This is a genomic window from Microbulbifer maximicatervae (SeqCode) (assembly GCF_052467325.1).
This window is the reverse complement of sequence record NZ_CP174310.1, coordinates 365,231-384,952: the sequence shown is the minus strand read 5'-3', so window position 1 is coordinate 384,952 and position 19,722 is coordinate 365,231. Positions and strand designations below refer to the sequence as shown.

Below are 19,722 nucleotides of genomic sequence, written 5' to 3'. Positions count from 1 at the left end.
TCTTATGAGTTCAGAAGCTCCATCTCGAGAACTTGGCCCCCAAGAGGCTTTGTTTATTGAGATGACACGGCTTTCCTACGGTGGCTTGCAATTTGTTTCTTTCATAAAGGTTTGCAAACCGTTAAGTGTTGACATTTTACGTAAGGGATTAGAATACCTGCACCGGCGCCATCCCCTTCTACGTGCCCGCATCCAAAGAGGGGAAAAACTTCACTGGGTTTGCGATGTTGACTTCAATGATATCCCATTAAAGACATGCCAGGTTAGTGGCGCTCTCAACTTAGAGGATGAGTTTAAAAACCATGGCACAAACTGTCTGGATAGTGAGAAATATGTATATAGCCTTAAGCTATATCTTGATAAAGAAGGGTTCGTAAAGTGGATTTCAGTCATCAATAATCATGCGGCATTTGATGGCAGATCAGTAATGACCATATTTTCAGATTTGGACAAATTTCTACGCTCAAGCATAGATCCAGAGGAGACTAAATCACTACCGCTGCAAGAGAGTATTGCGAGCCAACTTAAATCAGCTGGCTACTTTGGAGAAAAAGAAATTGAGCACAAGAATATGAGGGGTTTTTGCTGGCCAGTAGAGAAACAGGCTGCACCAAAAGAACGTAGAGCTTGCGCCGTCTCATACCTGATGCCCCCAGAGAAAATTCACAAACTAGCCAGGTGGGGCAAAGACAAGGGAATTAAAATCACAGCAATTTATTGTGCCATTGCATCGATTGCAGCAAGAGCTATACCTGTCGACAAAAACCTAACAGAAGTTATCCTAGCTATGGATGCCAGAGGATTATGCTCGCCAAGCATTCCTATAGGTCACATTGGAGCATTTTCAGAGACCACCAGCTTAGACTTACCAAAAAATATTGAGTCTGCCGATGTTATTGACGTGGCCAGGAAGCTTCAAGAACAGATTTTTTCAGTGCTCCTCAAGCAAAGTCCGATGACAAAAAATCTAAGCTCAGACTATAAAATGGATGATATCACCCGTATGGCATCAGTAATAACGAATCAGCAAAAGTCTTTTCCTGCAGGAATTATCGTTTCCAATGTGGGTAGCATGCGCTTATTGGCGGATGAAATGCAGTATTTCGAGATACAAAAACCTATGATTACCCTAACCAACGGTATAAATCCTCTTATGGCCGTTACCTACACCACCTATCGCAACGCTGTTTTCGTTTTTGGCTATTGTGAACCATTGATTAGCAGGCATAGTATTGACTTATTTGTTGATGAGTACATGCGTATTCTCAACAACCTTATTTCCAGTAAATAAGCCCATCAACCTTTCACAAAACTTAGCCGCAAATTTAGCTCGAGGATGCAAATAAAAACGCCTGATATTGACTCAAAAACACCCGCCCCGACAACTTACTTAAAAAGTGACTTGCCTCCAACCTATCTTTAACCGGACCTTTAACTTCAGACAAATGAAGAGTTATACCTTTATCCGTCAGATTAACATTGATCGCCTGTAACACTTCCAGGGCACTCCAGTCAATCTCATTAACTGCACTACACATTAATATCACATGCTTGATTGCTTTTCTCTGCTCCACACTAGAATAAATACGCTCTTCCAGGATTCTAATATTGGAGAACATCAATCGGCCATCAACCCTGAAGGTGAGCACCTCTGGAACAGTCGTCACAGTATAACGATCAATGTTGCGAAAGTGTTCAGTGCCTTCCACCAAGCCTACTTCAGCAATATGAGGTCTCGACGCACGATAAATGAATAAAAGGAGTGATGCCCCCACTCCACAGACCACACCAACCTCCACACCCAGGAGCAGAGTAACTGCAATTGTTAATGACACAGACATAAAGTCTGCTTTAGAGAAATGCCAAGTCTTTCGAAGAATAGAAACATCTACCAATGCTAAGACGGAAAAAATAATTGTGGCCGCAAGAGTTACCTTTGGAAGAAAATATAGCGGTAAAGTAAGAAAAAGGGCCGTACAACCAATACCAAAGGCGGTAAATAGGCTGGCAAACTGTGTCTGCGCTCCAGCTGCATCATTAACTACAGACCGAGAAAAGCCACCACTAACTGGAAACCCACCAGAGAAACCCGCCCCCACATTTGCTAACCCTAAAGCCACCAATTCTTGATTCGCATCAATTCTCTGCCGGCGTCTTGTAGCTAAAGTCTTGGCCACGGATACGGATTCAACATAGCCAATAATGGCAATCATTAGCGCAGGCACCGCTAGAGATTCAAGAAGGGAAAGAGAAAGGTTCGGTCTGGTAAATGAGGGGAGGCCTGACGGCACACTACCAATTAGTGCTACTCCCCAAGCTTGGAAGTCAAAAGTATATGAGACGTAAATAGTCACCAATACAGACACCGCAGGAGCTGCTTTAGTTAAAAGATCGGCAGTTCTAGATGCTACCCCTAGCTTCTGTAAAAGCTGCACAGCACAAGCTTTTGTTAGATATAGAAATAGCACCACCCCCAGTCCGACCAACAAAGTCAGTTGATTATAGTTAGCCAAATTCTCGGCCAAGTTCGGTAGCAACTCCAGTAGTGTGTCTCCATTTGCTGACACGCCCAACAATTGAGCAACCTGGCTAAGTGCAATTAATAAGGCAGACGCAGTTATAAATCCTGAAATTACCGGGAGGGATAGAAAATCAGCCAGAAAGCCCAACCTAAATATCCCTAGCACCGCAAGTATCACGCCTGACAGCAACGCCAACACGGCAGCAGCGGTGAGATAATCTACCTGACCACTGGCTGTTACCTCACCCAAGGCAGTCGCACTCATCAAGGAGATTACTGCTACAGGCCCTACAGATAGGGTTCTGCTGCTACCAAAAACGCCATAGATCACCAGCGGAACCATACTTGCGTAGAGCCCTACTTCAGCTGGCAGCCCGGCCAGCAGAGCATAAGCTAGCGATTGCGGGATCAGAAGCACGGTGACAACAAGAGCCGCCAGTAAATCCTGAATCAGTAACTGTCGATTATAGAATTGAATAGTAGCCAGAATGGGAAACCATCTGGTGAGATGCTGCATCGCCATGATCTGTTTTCCGCTCTGGCCTTACGGCCTGAGTTCTATCGCCTTAAAAGAAGGGGTTGAATTGCAGCACCGAAAGTGCTGCACTTTAGAGCTAGGGTACAATCGATATCAGCACTGCACCAATATCGAATCCTGCGGCCTGCGCCTGGGAATTGAGCTGCTTTTTATCTGCCCCCATCAGGACCTTGGCACCGGCCCATACCTGGCTGGAACGATTTCCCGTCCGGCAAAACGCGTGCACTTTGTCTCCTTCCTGCAAAACATCACGAAATGCCTCGCAGTGATTTCGCATCATACGTCCGCGAGTAAAAGGTATAGCCACAAATTTAATGCCCACCGCCAATGCGGCCTGCTCCATTTCCACATAGGAAGGGTGAGTCTCACTCTCACCTTCCGGGCAATTGCATACTACAACTTGCACCCCACTCTGAGCCAATGGCACCATACTTTCACAGGCTATATGCTCAGAAACGCTCACCTGTTCATCTAGTTGTTTAATATTCATTGTCACCTCAGTTCTATGCATTCAACTGAATAAATATATCGATCAATAATTTCGTCTAAAGCTGATTAAGCGGCACTTTCAAATAAACCGTACCATTCGATTCTGCCGGGGGCATTTGCCCCGCACGAATATTCACCTGCACAGACGGTACTATCAGCCGCGGCACAGATAAAGTGGCATCGCGCTTGCGGCGCACCGCGACAAAATCGTCCTCGGCAACCCCATCGCGCAAATGAATATTCTCCCTGCGTTGCTCTCCCACGCTGGTCTCACACTGATAGCCCCGCTTACCTTTAGGCGGGTAGTCGTGACACATAAACATGCGGGTTTGGTCGGGAAGGGACAAGATTTTACGCACTGAGCGATACAGCTCTGACGCATCGCCGCCAGGGAAGTCACATCGCGCACTGCCAACATCCGGCATAAATAAGGTATCGCCAACAAAAAGCGCATCGCCGATTAGCCAGGCCATATCTGCGGGGGTGTGGCCGGGACTGTAAATCACTTTCGCTGTCAGCTTACCCACCTGGAAAGTCTCACCATCCTTAAAGAGATGATCAAACTGACTGCCATCTGCCAGGAACTCCCGCTCAAGGTTAAATACATCGCGGAAGATTTTCTGCACCTGGCAAATGTGTTCACCGATTCCGATACGCCCACCCAAATGCTGGCGTAAAAACGGTGCCGCTGATAAGTGGTCAGCATGGGCATGAGTCTCCAGTATCCACTCCAGAGTCAGGTCTTTCTCTTGAATAAATGACACCAGCTCCTCAGCACCTCGGCTACTGGTGCGACCCGAGGCTGAATCAAAATTCAGCACAGAGTCCACAATAGCGGCGGAACCCCCTTCCCTGTCGTACACCACATAGCTCCAGGTTTCTGTATCCCGATCCAGGAACGGCTGTACCCGGGCACAGTGTTCTTCATGAGCCATCTTCTGCTCTCCCGTATTCACTACACCAACAATATACAATGTGATATTATATAAAACAATATATTGTAATTGTGTAAATTGATTTGGTTACTATGCCTGATACTGAACATCTCGATCTCAACAAAATGCGCGATTCCGCTGGCCAGGCGGCAGCGATGCTGCGCTCCCTGGCCAATCAGGACCGCTTGCTACTTCTATGTCAGCTCAGCCAGGAAGAGTTAAATGTAGGCGAATTGGAAGAGCGCCTGGGTATTCATCAACCAAGCCTGTCCCAACAACTGGGTGTCCTCCGTCGCGAAGGCCTGGTCGAAACACGCCGCGAGGGAAAAAACGTCTTCTACCGGGTTGCAGACCCGCGAGTACTCGCCCTGCTGCAAACCCTTTACCAGCTCTACTGTGCGGAGTAATCCCATGACCATCGATTGGACCGCTTTCACCCCTGGCACTTCACTCGCCGGGGGGCTGCTGATTGGCCTTGCCAGTGCCGCTTTACTCGCCTTTAACGGTCGTATCGCAGGTATCTCTGGCATCATTGGCGGACTGCTTGACCAAATCCAGGGCTCCCTATGGCGCCTGGCCTTTATCGGAGGGCTATTGATAAGCCCTCTTGCCTGGAAAATCTTTGCAGCAGTGCCCGACATTGATATCCAGGCAGGTTATCCCACCTTAATTGCAGCGGGATTACTGGTGGGCCTGGGCACGCGGATGGCTTCCGGTTGTACCAGTGGCCATGGTGTTTGCGGCTTGTCCCGACTCTCCACTCGCTCGCTAGCCGCCACCCTGATATTTATGGCCGCGGGCTTCGCAACCGTATTTCTAACGCGACACCTCCTGATCGGCCAGCTGGGGCAGTGATGATGAAAACCAATATCAGCGCACTTTTGGCCGGGCTCACTTTCGGCCTGGGGTTATTGCTCTCCGGTATGGCCAACCCGGAGAAAGTTCTGGGCTTCCTCGATCTAGCCGGCGCCTGGGACCCCTCTCTGGGACTGGTGATGTTTGGCGCTATCGCTGTGGGTCTGCCACTATTCCATTTCATCAGGCGTCGGGGACAGTCTATCTGGAAGCAACCGCTTCACCTGCCGGCAAGTAACCGGGTTGATCGCCGCTTGGTATTGGGCAGCCTTCTATTTGGTGCCGGCTGGGGATTGGCGGGATTTTGTCCCGGACCGGCGATTGTCGCTACCGGGGCGGGAGAGCTAAAAGCGGTAATTTTTACGCTCGCCATGCTCACGGGTATGGGGATACTCCAACTCTTCGGGATCAAGCGCACTGCCGCAGTGGAGTAACTTGCGCCCAAGCACAACGGTGAGGCAGCCGCCGTCTATCTTGTTTGAGCAGTTCACACAATTGCGGCAGGAAGAGAGCGGAAACAAGTGTAAGGATGCGGCTACTCCACCTAATCCCTCCATGGCTTCGACGCTACCAGCCCAAGTGGCTGGTGGGAGATAGTGTTGCCGCCCTCCTGGCCAGCATGATGCTGATCCCACAGGCCCTCGCCTATGCCGCACTTGCCGGCCTGCCCCCTTATCTAGGGCTCTACGCTGGGCTGCTCCCATTAATAGGATACGCACTGTTTGGCTCCAGCTCGGTGCTGTCCGTCGGCCCGGTGGCCGTGCTCGCCCTGATGACCGCTTCAGCTCTCACCCCCATAGCCTCACCGGGAAGTCCCGAGTACATTTCCGGCGCCATATTATTAGCGCTCTTGAGTGGAGCAATCCTGCTATTAATGGGGTTTCTTGGCCTCGGCAGCCTCGCCAACCTCTTGAGTCTTCCGGTTGTTGACGGTTTTGTCTCCGGCGCCGCCTTACTGATTATTGCCGGGCAGATTGCCCCTTTGTTGGGAATATCAAGCAATGGGGATACGGTTCTCGAAATATTGATCAGCACCTTTAACCACCTACCTGAAACCGATCGGGAAGCAGCTCTGCTGGGGCTTATTGCACTGGCCAGCTTAATTGCCGCCCGTCTAGGTTTGCCCTTCCTGCTCAGGAAAATCGGGGTCAGCCCGGCACGATCCAAATTACTTTCGCGGTTGGCGCCCATGCTTATCGTGGTGATTGCCATTGTGCTTACCGCTATTTTTCACTGGGAGAAAGAGTTACCCGTTGTGGGGGTTATTCCCGCTGGCCTACCACACCTAAGTATCCCCTCTATTAACCCGGGGCTGATTTACAAACTGCTTTTGCCCGCCCTGATTATTGCCCTGCTCGGCTTTGTCGAAAGCTTATCTATTGCTCACTCTATCGCCCAGCGGCGCGGCGAGAAACTCAACACTAATGCGGAACTGCGGGGGCTGGGCGCCTCCAACCTGCTCAGCGCATTTTCAGGAGGGTTTGCGGTGACCGGCAGCTTTGCACGGACGGCCGTTAACGATGAGAGTGGAGCAAAAACCCCTCTCAGCGGCGTGATAGCCGCAGTGCTAATTGCCCTGCTACTTCTGTATGCCACTAAAGTCTTTACCGAACTGCCAATCTGCGTGCTAGCCGCCACCATCATTGTTGCAGCCGCAAACCTGATCAACTTCCAGGGTATGGCCCACCACTGGCGCTACGACCGCACCGATGGACTGGCTATGGCCGGCACATTTCTCGGGGTAGTGTTTTTTGGCGTGGAGACCGGGATTGCCCTGGGCGTCGGGCTCTCATTCGCCACATTGATCTGGCGAGCCAGCCGGCCACATATCGCTGTCGTGGGGCGTGTACCGGGTACTGAGCAATTCCGTAATGTTCTTCGCCATACGGTGAAAACCGACTCTGAAATTTTGTTCCTGCGTATTGATGAGAACCTGTTTTTTAGCAACATCAATGCGATTGAGGAGCGACTTTTTGTAGAGATAAAGCGGCATCGCAATACCCGCCATATGGTGCTGATCTTATCGTCTGTTAACCGGATCGACAGCACAGCGATAGAGCGTCTGTTACAAGTAAACCGGGATCTACAAAATCGGAATATCCAGCTGCATCTGGCTGAAGTAAAGGGGGCCGTACTGGATCGCCTGGGCCACTCCAAGCTACTGCAGGAATTGAGCGGCCGCGTGTTCCTCTCTCCCTACATCGCAGAGCTTGCTCTGCGCCACCATCAAATCTCCGATAGCGACAAACCACCCAAATAAGTTAGCGCGACTTGTAAGACAACATCAAACACTGGCAAAATATCCAGTATTTGGGCAAAGAGCGCGATGGGCGGAAACAACCTTACCTCTGAACAGCAGGCAATTGCAGATCACGCCGGTGGTCACGCCAAGATCATTGCCGTTGCCGGCTCTGGCAAAACCACTGCTCTGTTGCACTACATAAAGAACCGCCTTGATGCAGGTATCGCCCCCGAACGACTGCTAGTATTAATGTACAACCGCAGTGCTCGGGAGGACTTCGACCGCCGCTTACGGCAGCTGACTGAAGGCTCGATACCAGCGGTACATACCTTTCACAGTGTTGGGTATCGTTTATACCAACGCATGATCGCCAATGATCATATCGCTGCCGCCAACCTATCCCCCCTGCCTCAATCCACAATCCAATTACAAATCTGGAAGGCCATTGAAGAGTGCGCGCCTACCCACGAACTCGAAGAGATTAGAGCACGGAAGCAATCTGAGATTGAGGCCGCTGAATTTTTTATCGACTACACCAAAACAATTTTATCGGGAGATCTCAGCGCATTTCAGGAACTGAAGCTCGGCGATGAATACATGTATTTTCTGCAAGTATTTCGCACTTTTGAAGCTTGGCGTCGCAGCCAAAATGCGGTCACCTACGCCGACCTGATTTATGACCCAGCCATGCTGCTCAGCATGGATGAGGAGATGGCCGAGCAGTACGGCAGTTATTACGAAGACATCCTGGTGGATGAATACCAGGATATCAATGAGATTCAACACTTTTTATTGCGAGTTCTCTACGGAAAATCTGGCAACGTCATCGCGATTGGCGACCCAGACCAAACAATTTACGAATGGCGAGGCTCCAAACCGGATTTCCTGCTCACATTTTTCGATGGGGATTTTCCCCCCTCGAATATTTATCACCTGAGCCGCACTTTCCGTTACGGCCACCAGCTATCCCTGGCCGCCAACCACTTTATTGAGAACAATCGCGATCGCGCCGATATATTCTGTGTTTCAGCCAATGAAGATCAGCAAACAGAAATCGAGCTGGTAAAAACCGATAAGGAGGGGCGCTGGCTTGTAGAGCACCTGCGCCGATGTCAAAAGCAAGATCAACCACTCAGGGATGTCGCCGTATTGGTGCGGCTGTGGTCTATCGCCGCTCCTATTGAACTGGCACTGCTGGCCAATAATATTCCCTACCGTTCAGCAAGCCGCAACACCGTCCTTTCGCGCCGGGAGCTGCGCCCCTTATTTTGGAGTTTAAATATTGCCTCCGGTCGATTCGCCGAACTTCCACCCAAGCGTCGCCAGCAGGGACTTTACGAATGGCTGACCTCTCCCCATGTGCGTATTCCGCGCAAAGTCCTGGAGCCCATCTGTTCCTCTCTGGCAGCGCTGGGCAAAGGCTGGGGCAAGAAGCTGATTGCCCTGCTACCTGAAAACCTGAGTAAGCCCCAGACCAAACGCTTGCGCCAACGGGCAGACCTGCTTACCCAGATTGAGAGCTGGCGCGGTCACGCTGGAGAGCTACTGCGTCGCCATATCGGTGAACTGGAACTTCTCAGCGGAATCGCTGACGACGCCTTCACCCGCCAACAAGGGGAGGAGAGGCAACAGACCATCCTCGCTTTCTGCAAATACCTGGACACACTGAAGCAGCCACCCGCTGAAGCCCTGGCACATCTACAAGAACTTCAACGCCAACACCGGGAGGGCGAACAAACCGAAGCGGATGCTATACAGATAACGACTATGCACCAAGCTAAAGGTTTGGAATGGGAACAAGTAATTATCCCCACCCTCACCCAGCACAATATGCCCTATCAACCTCAACGGGACTTCAGCACACCCGCGTCACTGGAGAGCGAACGCCGCTTGATGTACGTGGCGATGACCCGCGCCAAGTCAAAACTCTTCTTGTTGGCCCCTGCAGAAGACTCCAAAAAGAATGATCCAGAGGCTTCGCAGCCCTCATTATTTATTAATGAAATGCAGCTTCCTTTAAGTAAATTGATGGCAGACTCCCTAAAGGAGCGCCCGGAAAAAATCGATACCGATGTACCGGTATCGCGTCAAGCGCTCCACTATTTAGAAGCTTGCGATTACAACCCCAATATCAGTGCACCCCGGGCCCCCATGCGAAAACCCGAACCTGGAGAGGGACTACGGCATCGAAAACTTGGCTATGGAAGGGTTTTAGGATGGGAGGACAAGCGTATCGAGATTTTATTTAGCGATGGAAAAGCTCGACGATTTAATTGGGAGACTTTGTCACAATATCTGATGTAGCAATATCCAGGAACGTGTGTACCACAAAAAAATTATTCATTCGCTATTATCAGGTTACCTAATGCAAATATCTATCAAGAGCCTCCTTCATAATTATCTTTCCCAACTACTTTCAATTGTGACTAAAATTCCGCAGGAAATATTTCACAAGCAGCTGGCACCTGACATGTTCAGCTTAGCCGAGAATGCAAAAATTGCAGCCAATTTTTCTCTTCGCGGATATTGCCCACTCGTTGACCAGAAAATTGTGACATTTGAAGAAGATGGGAATACAAAGGAAATTATTCTGAGAACCATCCAGAAAACACTAAATTATTTAGATTCTTTACCCGAAGTAACCGATCTGGACAGTAGTAGAAGAATCAATGATAAAGCGGGTTTCACAACAGTGGATCTCCCACAGCCACAATATATCCATCAATATATAATTCCAAACTTCCTATTCCACATGAGTATGGTTTATGCAATTGCACGCCACTGCGGTGTACCCCTTAGCAAAGGCGATTTTGATGGGTTCCACAGTTATCCGACTGGATTTACTTTTATTTAAAAGCCTTCCTAGATATCCAGCCCCAGTTTTTCATTCACAGTTTTGGCTTCAAATTCTATATCAGCCACTAGCCACCCCGGCATAAAGAGCAACAAAGATTAAATCTTAATCTTACGATGGTACCAAAATATTTTATTTTCAAACCCTTTAAATCCTCCAAAAAACTTGACCACATCCATCAAAAAAATATAAACGCGCTTCAGCTAAATAGTAACATCACCTTTTAAAGGAATAGAGGTAACGGGCATGAAAATTTCTAGATGGTTTCTACTACTCCCGGCTTTGACAATCTCCAGCTTCTCTATGGCTGTAGAAAAACCATTTTATTTAGGAATAGGCACTGGCAACTATGCTTTTGATGGTCAAAAAGACCTCCCAGATTATTATCAAGCAGGTGAGCAATTTACGGATCATGCTCGCTCGACCGAGATATATGTCGGCTACCAATTCCATAAGTATTTTTCTGTGGAGGCCGAGTACAATCACTTTAACGAGACCTACAGCACTTACGCAACCAATGTCACATATATTACTGATGATGAGACTATTAATGCCGACAACATTCAGATAAATTCTGTTGTTCAGTACCCCGTATTGGAAAGCCTTACTTTGAACGCCCTACTAGGCATTTCATACACTAGGGTCGACAGTGTATATAGGCCAAAATCAAGTTGGCTACACGATGGCCCCTTAAGCCCTATTGATGAATCCAAGGATAATAGTTTCGATCTGACCTACGGTATTGGAGCGACCTACAACTTTACCGACAGCTTTTCAAGCAGGCTGCAGTGGACAAGAATCGATAATGACATCGTGAGAATAAGCGGGGCCTCTCTGTCACTGGAAGTTCGCTTCTAACCAATCGTTGAAGAATCCTTAAGGAGCACAGATTTACGGTGCTCCTAACCTCCCCTAACATTGACAACACTACCCACCCAGGAATAGCGACTACTTGGTCAAGAAGCTTCCAAAGTGCAACCCTGGCAGGGGCTATCCGCGACGTATACTATATACCCTAAATGTCCAATCTTTAGCCAACACAATGATTTTTAAGGATTTTTTTATTCTTTAGGTTGACTTGTGCCAGGGGCATCTATAATATCCGCACCCGTAACGCGCTCGTAGCTCAGCTGGATAGAGTACCTGGCTACGAACCAGGCGGTCGGAGGTTCGAATCCTCCCGAGCGCGCCACACACGAAAAGCCCGCACCGAAAGGTCCGGGCTTTTTTTATACCTACTCATGCCTCTCTCAATCCACAAGAAACCTAAACCTCATCCCTGCTGATTTGACACTCCCCCTCCCCATAGCATCCCCACCCTATATCAGCAATACTTTCCCTACACCGATTGACCCAGCCAAGATATTGCAACAAGGATGGCTGCAAGGGGTTACCCATAGGGCTTCCGTGAGAGAAGTGACTGAGCAAGCTGAGGTCAAGCCACGCACCCCCTTCCGCCAGCGACTTTCCAGCTGAAGTTCTTCAAGACGGTGTGCTTAATCTCGTATTTTCATTTGGAGGATCATCAACTCAATCCCTTACTACACAACCTGGCAAGCTAAATGAATTATTTCACCAGCTCATTGGGAGTAGAAATTTTGCCTCTACGCTCAGACTGGCGTATCTAATACAACAGCAACCTTTCAAGATGGAGCCTACGAGGCAATCAATATTGTGTAATTTGGTAGTGGCAACACGGGGAATATCATCCAGTGATATTAATAGCGGCCTTTCCAGGCAATTGGACGGAGCTACAAACCTCGCCCAACTCGATCTCTTTTTCAATTCCCAATAACTACGCAGCTCAATTTAAAAAACTCCAACAATAGCACCCTAAAAAATACCCGCCACAAAATCGCCATAAAATTTGTAACACTTTTGATAAGCCAGTAAGTCTCTTATTAAATTATTGAAAGATAAGCGCATCAAATTTGATTTTTATCAACCTCTAAATTCAAGCCCTACGGTAATGCTCCGCTATCCGGATGGTCAGTCAAAATATGCATCACCACATTCAACCAGAATGTTACAAATAACGCTTTTGCTTCGATTTGAAATAAAATCCTAATAGTCGCCCCACCAACCAAATCGTAAACCATCGCTCTTCAGCGAGTTTCAACCGGGAGAGATTGCGACAAGGTCAAGCAAATGCCCTGCGACAGCCAGCACCTAGCCAAGCCTCCCTCACTATCAACTCAGATAGCGTTACCTCGATCAAAACAACCCCTGCCAACATATTGCCAGCCCTTAATGTCGCCAAACATCAAAAATAATCCAATAGCCGAAGAAAATGCTTGACTCTGCGCCTGCCTATCTATATTGTGCGCCTCCTCGACGCGCTCGTAGCTCAGCTGGATAGAGTACCTGGCTACGAACCAGGCGGTCGGAGGTTCGAATCCTCCCGAGCGCGCCACTTTCAAGGGGCTTACGTTTTTTGACGTAAGCCCCTTTTTTATTGCGGCAACCTCAACCCAAATCGCAGGGCTACGAAAACAAGGAGAGGTTTTCAGGGGTAACACTATGGATATGGACATCACCAATCTGGACATGCTCGAGCAACCAGGCTTGCTGGCCATAGCCTTTACCGCAGTACTCGCTGTTAAGTACGGTGGCACAGTATCTGAGCCCACCGCTCAACCTCGGGACCTTAACCGTGAGTTAAGTGCCACCAACCCTGTATCACCATTTTAGGCCCAACAGGCAGCCCAAATATGGCAGGGTTTGAGCTTAACTATGCACCGCAGGACTCAACACAGACGGATTTCTACACAATAAAGCTCCAGAGCACCGCAGCAATTCCCGGCGACGGCCTACCAACTGCACAAGTGGAGCCACCACCTCCAACTCAGGCCTCCACTCCACCTCTAATATTGGAATAAATAGCGCTCCAAGAAATACCATTTTGCTTTTTGGCAAAGGCGATATCATTACTAACGTCGATATCACGGGTCCTGCTGCCTGATCCACCTCTGGTAGCATTGAGACCCTGGGGGACTACAACAATATGTCCGTTAATACCGCCTCTAGGTTTAGCCAAGATGGCTTCGAGATTGGCAGTGACTTAAAATTTATATCTAACAACATCATTGAGAATAACGGCGAGGCCGGACTTCCGATAAACGACTATTTCAACAACATAGTAAGTAACAGTGTGACAGAAAAAGGCCAGTTGGGTATTAACCTGAGTGGCGACTCAAGCAATTCGATTGCAGGCAACACTATATCCAATAATGGGATTTCGACACTATCGAGCAATGGCGGCATTATCGTCACCAATTCGAACAGCTTGAATAACCAAATTACTGGAAATACCCTAAACAGCACCCAACAATTTGGCCTTGTAGCCCCCTTTAACCCAGACTGCAATAAGGGAAATCTTTGAAGTGGAAACCAGTTTACCATTTCAGCCCCCTCATACTTAGACTAACAGCCCAACAGAGGAGCGGCTTGCCCTGCAGTCGAGCACCCCCCGATCTCACTAAGGCCATTCCCAGGATTTAAACAACAGCAAACAAGACACAAGTACCAAAATTGCTGTTCAAGGTTAAACCAAGTTGAATCAAGAGTCTCAATAGTTAAAAATGCATGAGGAGCTGTCAAAATCAGAAGTAAGGGACTACATGACTGATATCCTCAAAGATATACTCCAGTTTGTTCAAAATATGGGGCTAAAGAATGGCCTCTTTGTCATATTTTTCATCTTTGCACATTACCTGCTTTTCTGGATGTACAGTGGTCGCCTAAAGGACCGCCAAGTTGAAATTGACCGGCTTGCAGCAGATAATAAAGAATATAGGGATAGGTTTTTAAAGCTGATGGATAATGCCTTCTCTTATTCGCCCCCGACCAGAAAAGCCGCGCCTAGAAAGCCAGTTAACGAAAAGGAGTTTGAGTAGTGCTCTATCTATTGCCCGCAATTGCTCTAGCTTTCATTTTCACCAAAATGTACCAACTTCTGGAGGTGAAGAAACATGATCAGCACTTATTTGAGTTTTGTCAGTTACGGAGAGATACGATCAACTACCTCTCTAACTCGTATACTGACCTATCAAGAACTGATTATATTGCCCTAAGAAAGACCAATGATGCACTTAGCACTATCATTGCCGGCTATAAAGAACATAAAACAGTAGTGTTCAATCTCAGGTTGTTTTCAGAGTATGTCAACCAACTAAAAGCCTTTGAAAAAAAGGCAGAAAAAATATCAACCAATAATCCCGAGATACAAGAACTACTAAACAGAGTTCATCAATCAATATTTAATGCATTCCTCGCATTTACACCCTACCTAAAATCCGAGTTAGCTTTCACCGTAATAATGAAACTGATTTCTCTGGGAGTAAATGCTGGAGCCAATTCCTTTAGAGAGCATTTGCTTAATCTTAAGGAAGCTAAATCCTTGCTCACCACTTTTAAGAAGCACTCCTCCCCCTGCTGAAGCCGCCACTAGCTCAGCCTGAAAGATTCACACATTAGCGTACTGAGAGGCACAGATACCAAAATGTATACATATGAACCTCTCATATCAATTAAATTGAGGCCGGCCAGATAGGAAAGACCTCCCTCAGGATCAAAGCTTTATGGTGTAAAAATCAGCTAAAATCGGAACCTGCAGTCAAATAAAAGATAACAAAAATCAATAAGTTAATACATAAGTACGCCCTATTCCTGGAATCTACATTACTCAAAATTAGGACAAATCCTCACCAAGCGCCTCATCTACAGAAAACAACTAAATAGTCATCTTATAAATTTGGAAAACTAATCATCCACCTTCAATATATCGATAATTTCGAAAAAATCGATATACGAAATAATCATTACCAGAAAACTAAAAATAAGACGCGCCAACCTTAAAAGCGCACCTTTTTCTCACAAAAATCTCCCAATAAAAATAAAAAACTAGGGACCACTAAACCCATAAGAATTAATATCACATAGATTTTTCACCGACTCCACGCTTTACAAAACCAGTCTCCTCTGATTGGTCAACCTCGAATATTCAGTGTCTATACCCTTGTAGCGTCAATACCTGATAGGTGCGGAAATGGAACTCGGTCATATTCTTGTTATCTGTACAGTGATCATCGTGATCTTTACTGTCTGCGCCTATCTGTATAACTATATCCTTACAGCGAGCGCAACATTTTATCACTCACCAGTGGGTGACAATGAGAATACGATACGCAGTCATTTAAGAGATAAAGACACGATTAATATACTAGTTGTTGATGGCGGTGGTATTCGCGGACTTATTCCACTCTACGTCATCAAGCACTTGGAGGAAGCTCTCGGACAGCCAGTTGACGAGCTCTTTGATGTTTTCAGTGGTGTGTCAACAGGAGCGGTCATCGTTACCGGATTGAATGTCCGATCTTCTCATCTGGCTAGAAATTATGCTGACATTGATTCCAAAACAGACCTGCTCATTGACTTGTACAAGTCAAAGAGTAACTACTTATTCTCCACCCCCTGGTATCATAAACTCTTAACGGGCTCCGGCCTCTTCTCACCCAAATATCTGGGTCGTCGCCTTCATAAGGTACTGGAGAAGCACTATACACCCGAGCTGAATTTCACCGACCTGAAAAACTATGTGATTATTCCTTCTCTCAGTGTAAATACCGGTGAGCTTCACCTCTTCAAAAACCGGGGAGAAGATACTAGCGCACTTCCCACCAACAGTCTTTATCAGTTGGTTACGGCTGCTGTTAGTGGGGTTTCGTTATTCCCTCCCGTCGGATTTATGGCTGATAGCAATGAGATAGATCACAAATATTTTGCGGATGCAGGTATTTCAGCTAACAACCCTGCAAGTGTAGCGCTTCTGGACATTATCAAGGAGTTCCCTCACAAGAACTACTATATATTAATTCTTGGCTCTGGAACCTCACCACTAACTAGTTCAAAAGTTAAATATAAAGACTTAAAGAACTGGGGCATAATACAGTGGACGCGAGATGCCATCTCCAGTGTTCAGAGATCAATGGATGAGCAGCAGATCCATGCACTGGAAATTGCCAAGCTTCTTTCTGACAATGTAAAAGTTAAGTACAACTATCTCAATGTGGAGGTGACGGAGCCACATGTCGGTCTATTCGACTACGACAATATTGATTCTCTCAAAATTCACTCAGATCGACTCATCAAAAACAATGGAGAAACGATACAGCAGGTAATTGACCAGCTGGCCACCGCCAATGGATAAAAGCTCACCCGGCTAACAAAGGACAATTATCCGAAACTTATAGCGGCGACTCAAAGTACTTTGAGTCGCCGCTATAAGTTTAATCAGAGAGCCCCCAAACTGGAAAACAACTTAACAATCACCTCACCAATAAAAAATAAATATTTCAAAAAAATATAAGGTTTCTCACTGAAGCAAAGCCAATAACACTATCGTTCAAAAAATTAACTTGGTCGACACTTTAATCATGTCAAAACGAGCTTATCTGTTAGCGACTATAATCATTCTAACACCTTACTTCCATACATACGCTAGAGCTGGCGAGCTTCATGATCGAGAAGCGAGGAACAGATGTGTAAAAACCTGCAAAAATAGCTATTACGACTGCATTAAAAATAATGAAAATCAAGATTGGTGTGTAGATAAGAAGGAGCATTGCGATAACATTTGCTATGAATACGAAGAAGATCGCTGGCGTTGGTACCGCGAAAAATCTTCAACACATTAACAGAAATACATAAAATAGAAATATCATGTAAGACTACCCCCACTAGAAGCGCAAGAGTTTAACCTTATCGCCCAATATTTTCTAACACGTTGAAAAGGTAAAGCAAATTGTATCAACCGATAAATAGATGAGTACTCTTTTACCTTAGAAGGCTGTGCTTCAATAATATATTTTGTTAAAATATGGACCTGACAAAGAACTCTCCAAAAATGGGAAAACATGAAACTCCTTTCTATCAATACATCCAAGAAAGTTGACATTGAATACAAGGGTAAAACCGTCACAACAGGGATATTCAAAAATCCCGTTCGGGGTAAAGTTTTTGTAGGCAAAGGCAATCTTGAGGGAGATGAGCAGGCAGATTTGAAAAATCATGGCGGTCAAGATATGGCAGTATATGCATTTTCTTTTGATCACCACTCTTTTTGGAAGAAGCAGTTAGGCAGAAAAGAACTCAAATATGGCTTGTTTGGTGAGAACTTAACAATAGCCGGCCTCCAAGAAGAGGAGATCTATATTGGAGAGCAATTTCGCATTGGCAGCTGCATTCTAGAAGTAAGTCAACCTAGAGTACCCTGCTTCAAGCTAAATATGGCCCTCGAAAATAGGTTTGCAACCAAGATTCTCACTAGCAGCTTTAACTGTGGGGTATATTTTAGAGTCATTGAGGAAGGCCATATTGAAAGCGGAGATCTATTTAACAAGATATTTAAAGCTCCAGGCTCAGTCAGTGTACAATCATTGTTCAGAGCTCTATTTGATAAGCAATTTTCTAATGCAAGGGAGGTACTCCAAATAGCAAGTACTCTAAAGCCGTTATCCCAAGAGTGGAAAGAAAAAGCTACAAAACGACTATCCAAGCTCTGATGGTTGATAAATCCATCATGCTCACTACTTGGTAATATACTCCCTGGAGAGCAGATGCTTAGACAAGCATTTAACTAAAGCAAGAATCTGACCATCAACATCCCCCCCTTCACTATTCAATTTATTAATGATTATTTTTTAGCAATTAATATTGGTTTTAATTTTTATCACCAATAAAAATCCAAGTAATATTAAATATTTCAATTTCTTGTCAACCGCTTCCATTTAAGGACGTTTCAGCTAGCACCCCATGTCATATATAAAGGGTAATTCATTGGTGCTTTGGTCCCAGACTGCAACAAACAAGGAACAGGTTGATGAGCATTGAAATCTCTATCAAATATAAGATACTCATATTTCTATTGATATTTAGTATTTATAGTCAAGCCCAACCCACACCTCCCCCACCCGGAGAGCCAGGAGGAATTGAAATGGGGACTGCGGAGCAAATTGAACTAGGGAAGTTGCTTTTTTTTGATAAGGAGCTAAGTGGAAATCGAAATATTTCATGTGCAACGTGCCATCACCCATCCACTCATACCGGTGATGCTCTTTCCCTGCCGGTGGGGGAAGGTGGGCAGGGATTAGGGAATCTACGCGATACTGGTATTAGCAATGACGCTATAGTCCAACGTGTCGAACGCAACTCTCAAGGGCTTTTCAACCTGGGACGCGGTAATGTACAGCATCTATTCCATGATGGACGTGTTGCCATAGATCTCAACGAAGAATCTGGCTTTAGCAGTCCTGCCGGGTCAGATTTACCTCTTGGCCTGGAAAATATAGTCTCAGTCCAAGCTATGTTTCCAGTTACCTCGGCAACTGAAATGGCAGGGCAAGATGAAGAAAACGAAATTTCTATCGCTGTAGCAGAGGGCAAACTTGCTGGTGAAGACGGCGTATGGGAATTACTCGCTAAGAGACTTCGTGATATTCCTGGTTACTTTGAATTTTTTGCGGCGGCTTATCCGGAAAATGTAGAAACCCAAAGCGATATAACATTTGTCATGGCTGCCAATGCTATTGCAGCCTTTGAAATTAGCGCTTGGCAAGCTCTTAATTCGCCATTCGATCAGCAATTAAGAGGTGAAGATGCAATGAGCGAAGCTGCTTTACGCGGCATGGCGCTATTTAATGATAAAGGCTGTGCAATCTGCCATGCCGGCCCACTCCAAACAGACAATCTATTTCATGCTATCGCTATGCCGCAAATTGGCCCTGGCTTGGGAGATAACACAGAGGGATTCTCAGACGGGCTTGAAGATTTTGGCCGAGAACGAGTCTCAGGTAATAGTGCAGATCGCTTTAAATTCCGCACGCCATCATTACGAAATATTGAATTAACCGCGCCCTATGGGCACTCTGGTGCTTATACAACTCTTGAGAGCATTGTAAATCACTATAACAATCCTGTTCTCTCCTTAATGACCTATGATCAAAGCCAGGCCATATTACCTTCTCGAACCGATTTAGATGAAATAGACTTTACCGTAATGAACAGCCCAGCTCGGACTGGATCGATAGCACAAGCCGCACTACGAGAACCCTTGTTAAGACCCGCCAATATGTCTGCAAGTGAGGTTTCTGATATCGTAGAATTTCTGAAAGCATTGACCGATCCAAATAGCCTTGATCTAAGTGAGAATATTCCCGATTCAGTACCCAGCGGTTTGCCAATATCTGATTAACTCCTCTGTGCACCTGGAATCAAATCCAAAATCTCCAA

Annotated in this window: 18 protein-coding genes and 2 tRNA genes; 17 read left to right on the top strand and 3 right to left on the bottom strand. The window is 46.4% G+C overall.

The genetic code is table 11. The features are described from left to right. Positions 1-4: 4 nt before the first annotated feature. Entirely contained in the window at positions 5-1,291 is a 1,287-nt protein-coding gene (locus ACJJIE_RS02035) for a hypothetical protein (protein ID WP_444893352.1), read from the top strand. Positions 1,292-1,325: 34 nt separating this feature from the next. Here the strand turns inward: ACJJIE_RS02035 and ACJJIE_RS02030 are convergent, their stop codons facing one another. The 3 genes from ACJJIE_RS02030 to ACJJIE_RS02020 form a co-directional block, all read right to left on the bottom strand. Continuing rightward, positions 1,326-3,044: a SulP family inorganic anion transporter gene (locus ACJJIE_RS02030; protein ID WP_444893351.1), complete on the bottom strand. Its 1,719-nt coding sequence runs from the start codon at positions 3,042-3,044 to the stop codon at positions 1,326-1,328. A 91-nt stretch (positions 3,045-3,135) separates the two neighbouring features. Continuing rightward, entirely contained in the window at positions 3,136-3,549 is a 414-nt protein-coding gene (locus tag ACJJIE_RS02025) for a protein tyrosine phosphatase family protein (protein WP_444893350.1), read from the bottom strand. A 55-nt stretch (positions 3,550-3,604) separates the two neighbouring features. Beyond that, positions 3,605-4,483, bottom strand: a complete 879-nt coding sequence (locus tag ACJJIE_RS02020; RefSeq protein WP_444893349.1) for an MBL fold metallo-hydrolase — start codon at positions 4,481-4,483, stop codon at positions 3,605-3,607. 92 nt (positions 4,484-4,575) lie between these two features. Between ACJJIE_RS02020 and ACJJIE_RS02015 the strand changes: the two genes are divergently transcribed. The 16 genes from ACJJIE_RS02015 (at position 4,576) to ACJJIE_RS01940 (ending at position 19,684) form a co-directional block, all read left to right on the top strand. After that, entirely contained in the window at positions 4,576-4,890 is a 315-nt protein-coding gene (locus ACJJIE_RS02015; RefSeq protein WP_282932131.1) for an ArsR/SmtB family transcription factor, read from the top strand. A 4-nt stretch (positions 4,891-4,894) separates the two neighbouring features. After that, positions 4,895-5,338, top strand: a complete 444-nt coding sequence (locus tag ACJJIE_RS02010; protein WP_444893348.1) for a YeeE/YedE family protein — start codon at positions 4,895-4,897, stop codon at positions 5,336-5,338. After that, positions 5,338-5,772, top strand: a complete 435-nt coding sequence (locus ACJJIE_RS02005) for a DUF6691 family protein (RefSeq protein ID WP_444893347.1) — start codon at positions 5,338-5,340, stop codon at positions 5,770-5,772. Before ACJJIE_RS02010 ends, ACJJIE_RS02005 begins: the two co-directional genes overlap by 1 nt. Before the next feature lie 95 nt (positions 5,773-5,867). Beyond that, a complete protein-coding gene (locus ACJJIE_RS02000) occupies positions 5,868-7,598 on the top strand; it encodes a SulP family inorganic anion transporter (RefSeq protein ID WP_444893346.1) in 1,731 nt (576 codons plus the stop codon). A gap of 66 nt (positions 7,599-7,664) precedes the next feature. Then, positions 7,665-9,884 carry an ATP-dependent helicase gene (locus ACJJIE_RS01995; protein ID WP_444893345.1) on the top strand — a complete coding sequence of 740 codons (2,220 nt, stop codon included), beginning with the start codon at positions 7,665-7,667 and terminating at the stop codon, positions 9,882-9,884. A gap of 61 nt (positions 9,885-9,945) precedes the next feature. Then, positions 9,946-10,434 carry a DUF1993 family protein gene (locus ACJJIE_RS01990; RefSeq protein WP_444893344.1) on the top strand — a complete coding sequence of 163 codons (489 nt, stop codon included), beginning with the start codon at positions 9,946-9,948 and terminating at the stop codon, positions 10,432-10,434. Between the two features lie 246 nt (positions 10,435-10,680). Beyond that, positions 10,681-11,292, top strand: coding sequence for an outer membrane beta-barrel protein (locus tag ACJJIE_RS01985; protein WP_282932124.1), 612 nt, complete (start codon positions 10,681-10,683; stop codon positions 11,290-11,292). Between the two features lie 257 nt (positions 11,293-11,549). Further along, positions 11,550-11,626: transfer RNA gene (locus ACJJIE_RS01980), tRNA-Arg, on the top strand. 1,144 nt (positions 11,627-12,770) lie between these two features. Continuing rightward, positions 12,771-12,847: transfer RNA gene (locus ACJJIE_RS01975), tRNA-Arg, on the top strand. Between the two features lie 107 nt (positions 12,848-12,954). Further along, a complete protein-coding gene (locus ACJJIE_RS01970) occupies positions 12,955-13,125 on the top strand; it encodes a hypothetical protein (protein WP_282932123.1) in 171 nt (56 codons plus the stop codon). Positions 13,126-13,411: 286 nt separating this feature from the next. Further along, positions 13,412-13,816, top strand: coding sequence for a right-handed parallel beta-helix repeat-containing protein (locus ACJJIE_RS01965; protein WP_444894736.1), 405 nt, complete (start codon positions 13,412-13,414; stop codon positions 13,814-13,816). Between the two features lie 199 nt (positions 13,817-14,015). Continuing rightward, complete coding sequence (locus ACJJIE_RS01960; protein WP_282932121.1) at positions 14,016-14,330, top strand: hypothetical protein; 315 nt, start codon at positions 14,016-14,018, stop codon at positions 14,328-14,330. Then, positions 14,330-14,872: a hypothetical protein gene (locus ACJJIE_RS01955; protein ID WP_444893343.1), complete on the top strand. Its 543-nt coding sequence runs from the start codon at positions 14,330-14,332 to the stop codon at positions 14,870-14,872. The genes ACJJIE_RS01960 and ACJJIE_RS01955 overlap by 1 nt, the downstream gene beginning before the upstream one ends. A gap of 609 nt (positions 14,873-15,481) precedes the next feature. After that, on the top strand, positions 15,482-16,642 hold the full coding sequence (locus tag ACJJIE_RS01950; RefSeq protein ID WP_444893342.1) for a patatin-like phospholipase family protein: 1,161 nt from the start codon (positions 15,482-15,484) through the stop codon (positions 16,640-16,642). A 706-nt stretch (positions 16,643-17,348) separates the two neighbouring features. Next, positions 17,349-17,996 carry an MOSC domain-containing protein gene (locus tag ACJJIE_RS01945; protein ID WP_282932118.1) on the top strand — a complete coding sequence of 216 codons (648 nt, stop codon included), beginning with the start codon at positions 17,349-17,351 and terminating at the stop codon, positions 17,994-17,996. A gap of 317 nt (positions 17,997-18,313) precedes the next feature. Further along, positions 18,314-19,684, top strand: coding sequence for a cytochrome-c peroxidase (locus ACJJIE_RS01940; protein WP_444893341.1), 1,371 nt, complete (start codon positions 18,314-18,316; stop codon positions 19,682-19,684). The last annotated feature ends 38 nt before the right edge of the window (positions 19,685-19,722 follow it).

What these genes read in the sequence shown, in the direction of transcription:
- ACJJIE_RS02005 (WP_444893347.1), top strand. Translation starts at nt 5,338, where the DNA reads ATGATGAAAACCAATATCAGCGCACTTTTGGCCGGGCTCACTTTCGGC.
- ACJJIE_RS02030 (WP_444893351.1), bottom strand. Translation starts at nt 3,044, where the DNA reads ATGGCGATGCAGCATCTCACCAGATGGTTTCCCATTCTGGCTACTATT.
- ACJJIE_RS01985 (WP_282932124.1), top strand. Translation starts at nt 10,681, where the DNA reads ATGAAAATTTCTAGATGGTTTCTACTACTCCCGGCTTTGACAATCTCC.
- ACJJIE_RS02020 (WP_444893349.1), bottom strand. Translation starts at nt 4,483, where the DNA reads ATGGCTCATGAAGAACACTGTGCCCGGGTACAGCCGTTCCTGGATCGG.
- ACJJIE_RS01950 (WP_444893342.1), top strand. Translation starts at nt 15,482, where the DNA reads ATGGAACTCGGTCATATTCTTGTTATCTGTACAGTGATCATCGTGATC.
- ACJJIE_RS01995 (WP_444893345.1), top strand. Translation starts at nt 7,665, where the DNA reads ATGGGCGGAAACAACCTTACCTCTGAACAGCAGGCAATTGCAGATCAC.
- ACJJIE_RS02025 (WP_444893350.1), bottom strand. Translation starts at nt 3,549, where the DNA reads ATGAATATTAAACAACTAGATGAACAGGTGAGCGTTTCTGAGCATATA.
- ACJJIE_RS02000 (WP_444893346.1), top strand. Translation starts at nt 5,868, where the DNA reads ATGCGGCTACTCCACCTAATCCCTCCATGGCTTCGACGCTACCAGCCC.
- ACJJIE_RS01960 (WP_282932121.1), top strand. Translation starts at nt 14,016, where the DNA reads ATGCATGAGGAGCTGTCAAAATCAGAAGTAAGGGACTACATGACTGAT.
- ACJJIE_RS01945 (WP_282932118.1), top strand. Translation starts at nt 17,349, where the DNA reads ATGAAACTCCTTTCTATCAATACATCCAAGAAAGTTGACATTGAATAC.
- ACJJIE_RS01940 (WP_444893341.1), top strand. Translation starts at nt 18,314, where the DNA reads ATGAGCATTGAAATCTCTATCAAATATAAGATACTCATATTTCTATTG.
- ACJJIE_RS02010 (WP_444893348.1), top strand. Translation starts at nt 4,895, where the DNA reads ATGACCATCGATTGGACCGCTTTCACCCCTGGCACTTCACTCGCCGGG.
- ACJJIE_RS02015 (WP_282932131.1), top strand. Translation starts at nt 4,576, where the DNA reads ATGCCTGATACTGAACATCTCGATCTCAACAAAATGCGCGATTCCGCT.
- ACJJIE_RS01970 (WP_282932123.1), top strand. Translation starts at nt 12,955, where the DNA reads ATGGATATGGACATCACCAATCTGGACATGCTCGAGCAACCAGGCTTG.
- ACJJIE_RS01990 (WP_444893344.1), top strand. Translation starts at nt 9,946, where the DNA reads ATGCAAATATCTATCAAGAGCCTCCTTCATAATTATCTTTCCCAACTA.
- ACJJIE_RS02035 (WP_444893352.1), top strand. Translation starts at nt 5, where the DNA reads ATGAGTTCAGAAGCTCCATCTCGAGAACTTGGCCCCCAAGAGGCTTTG.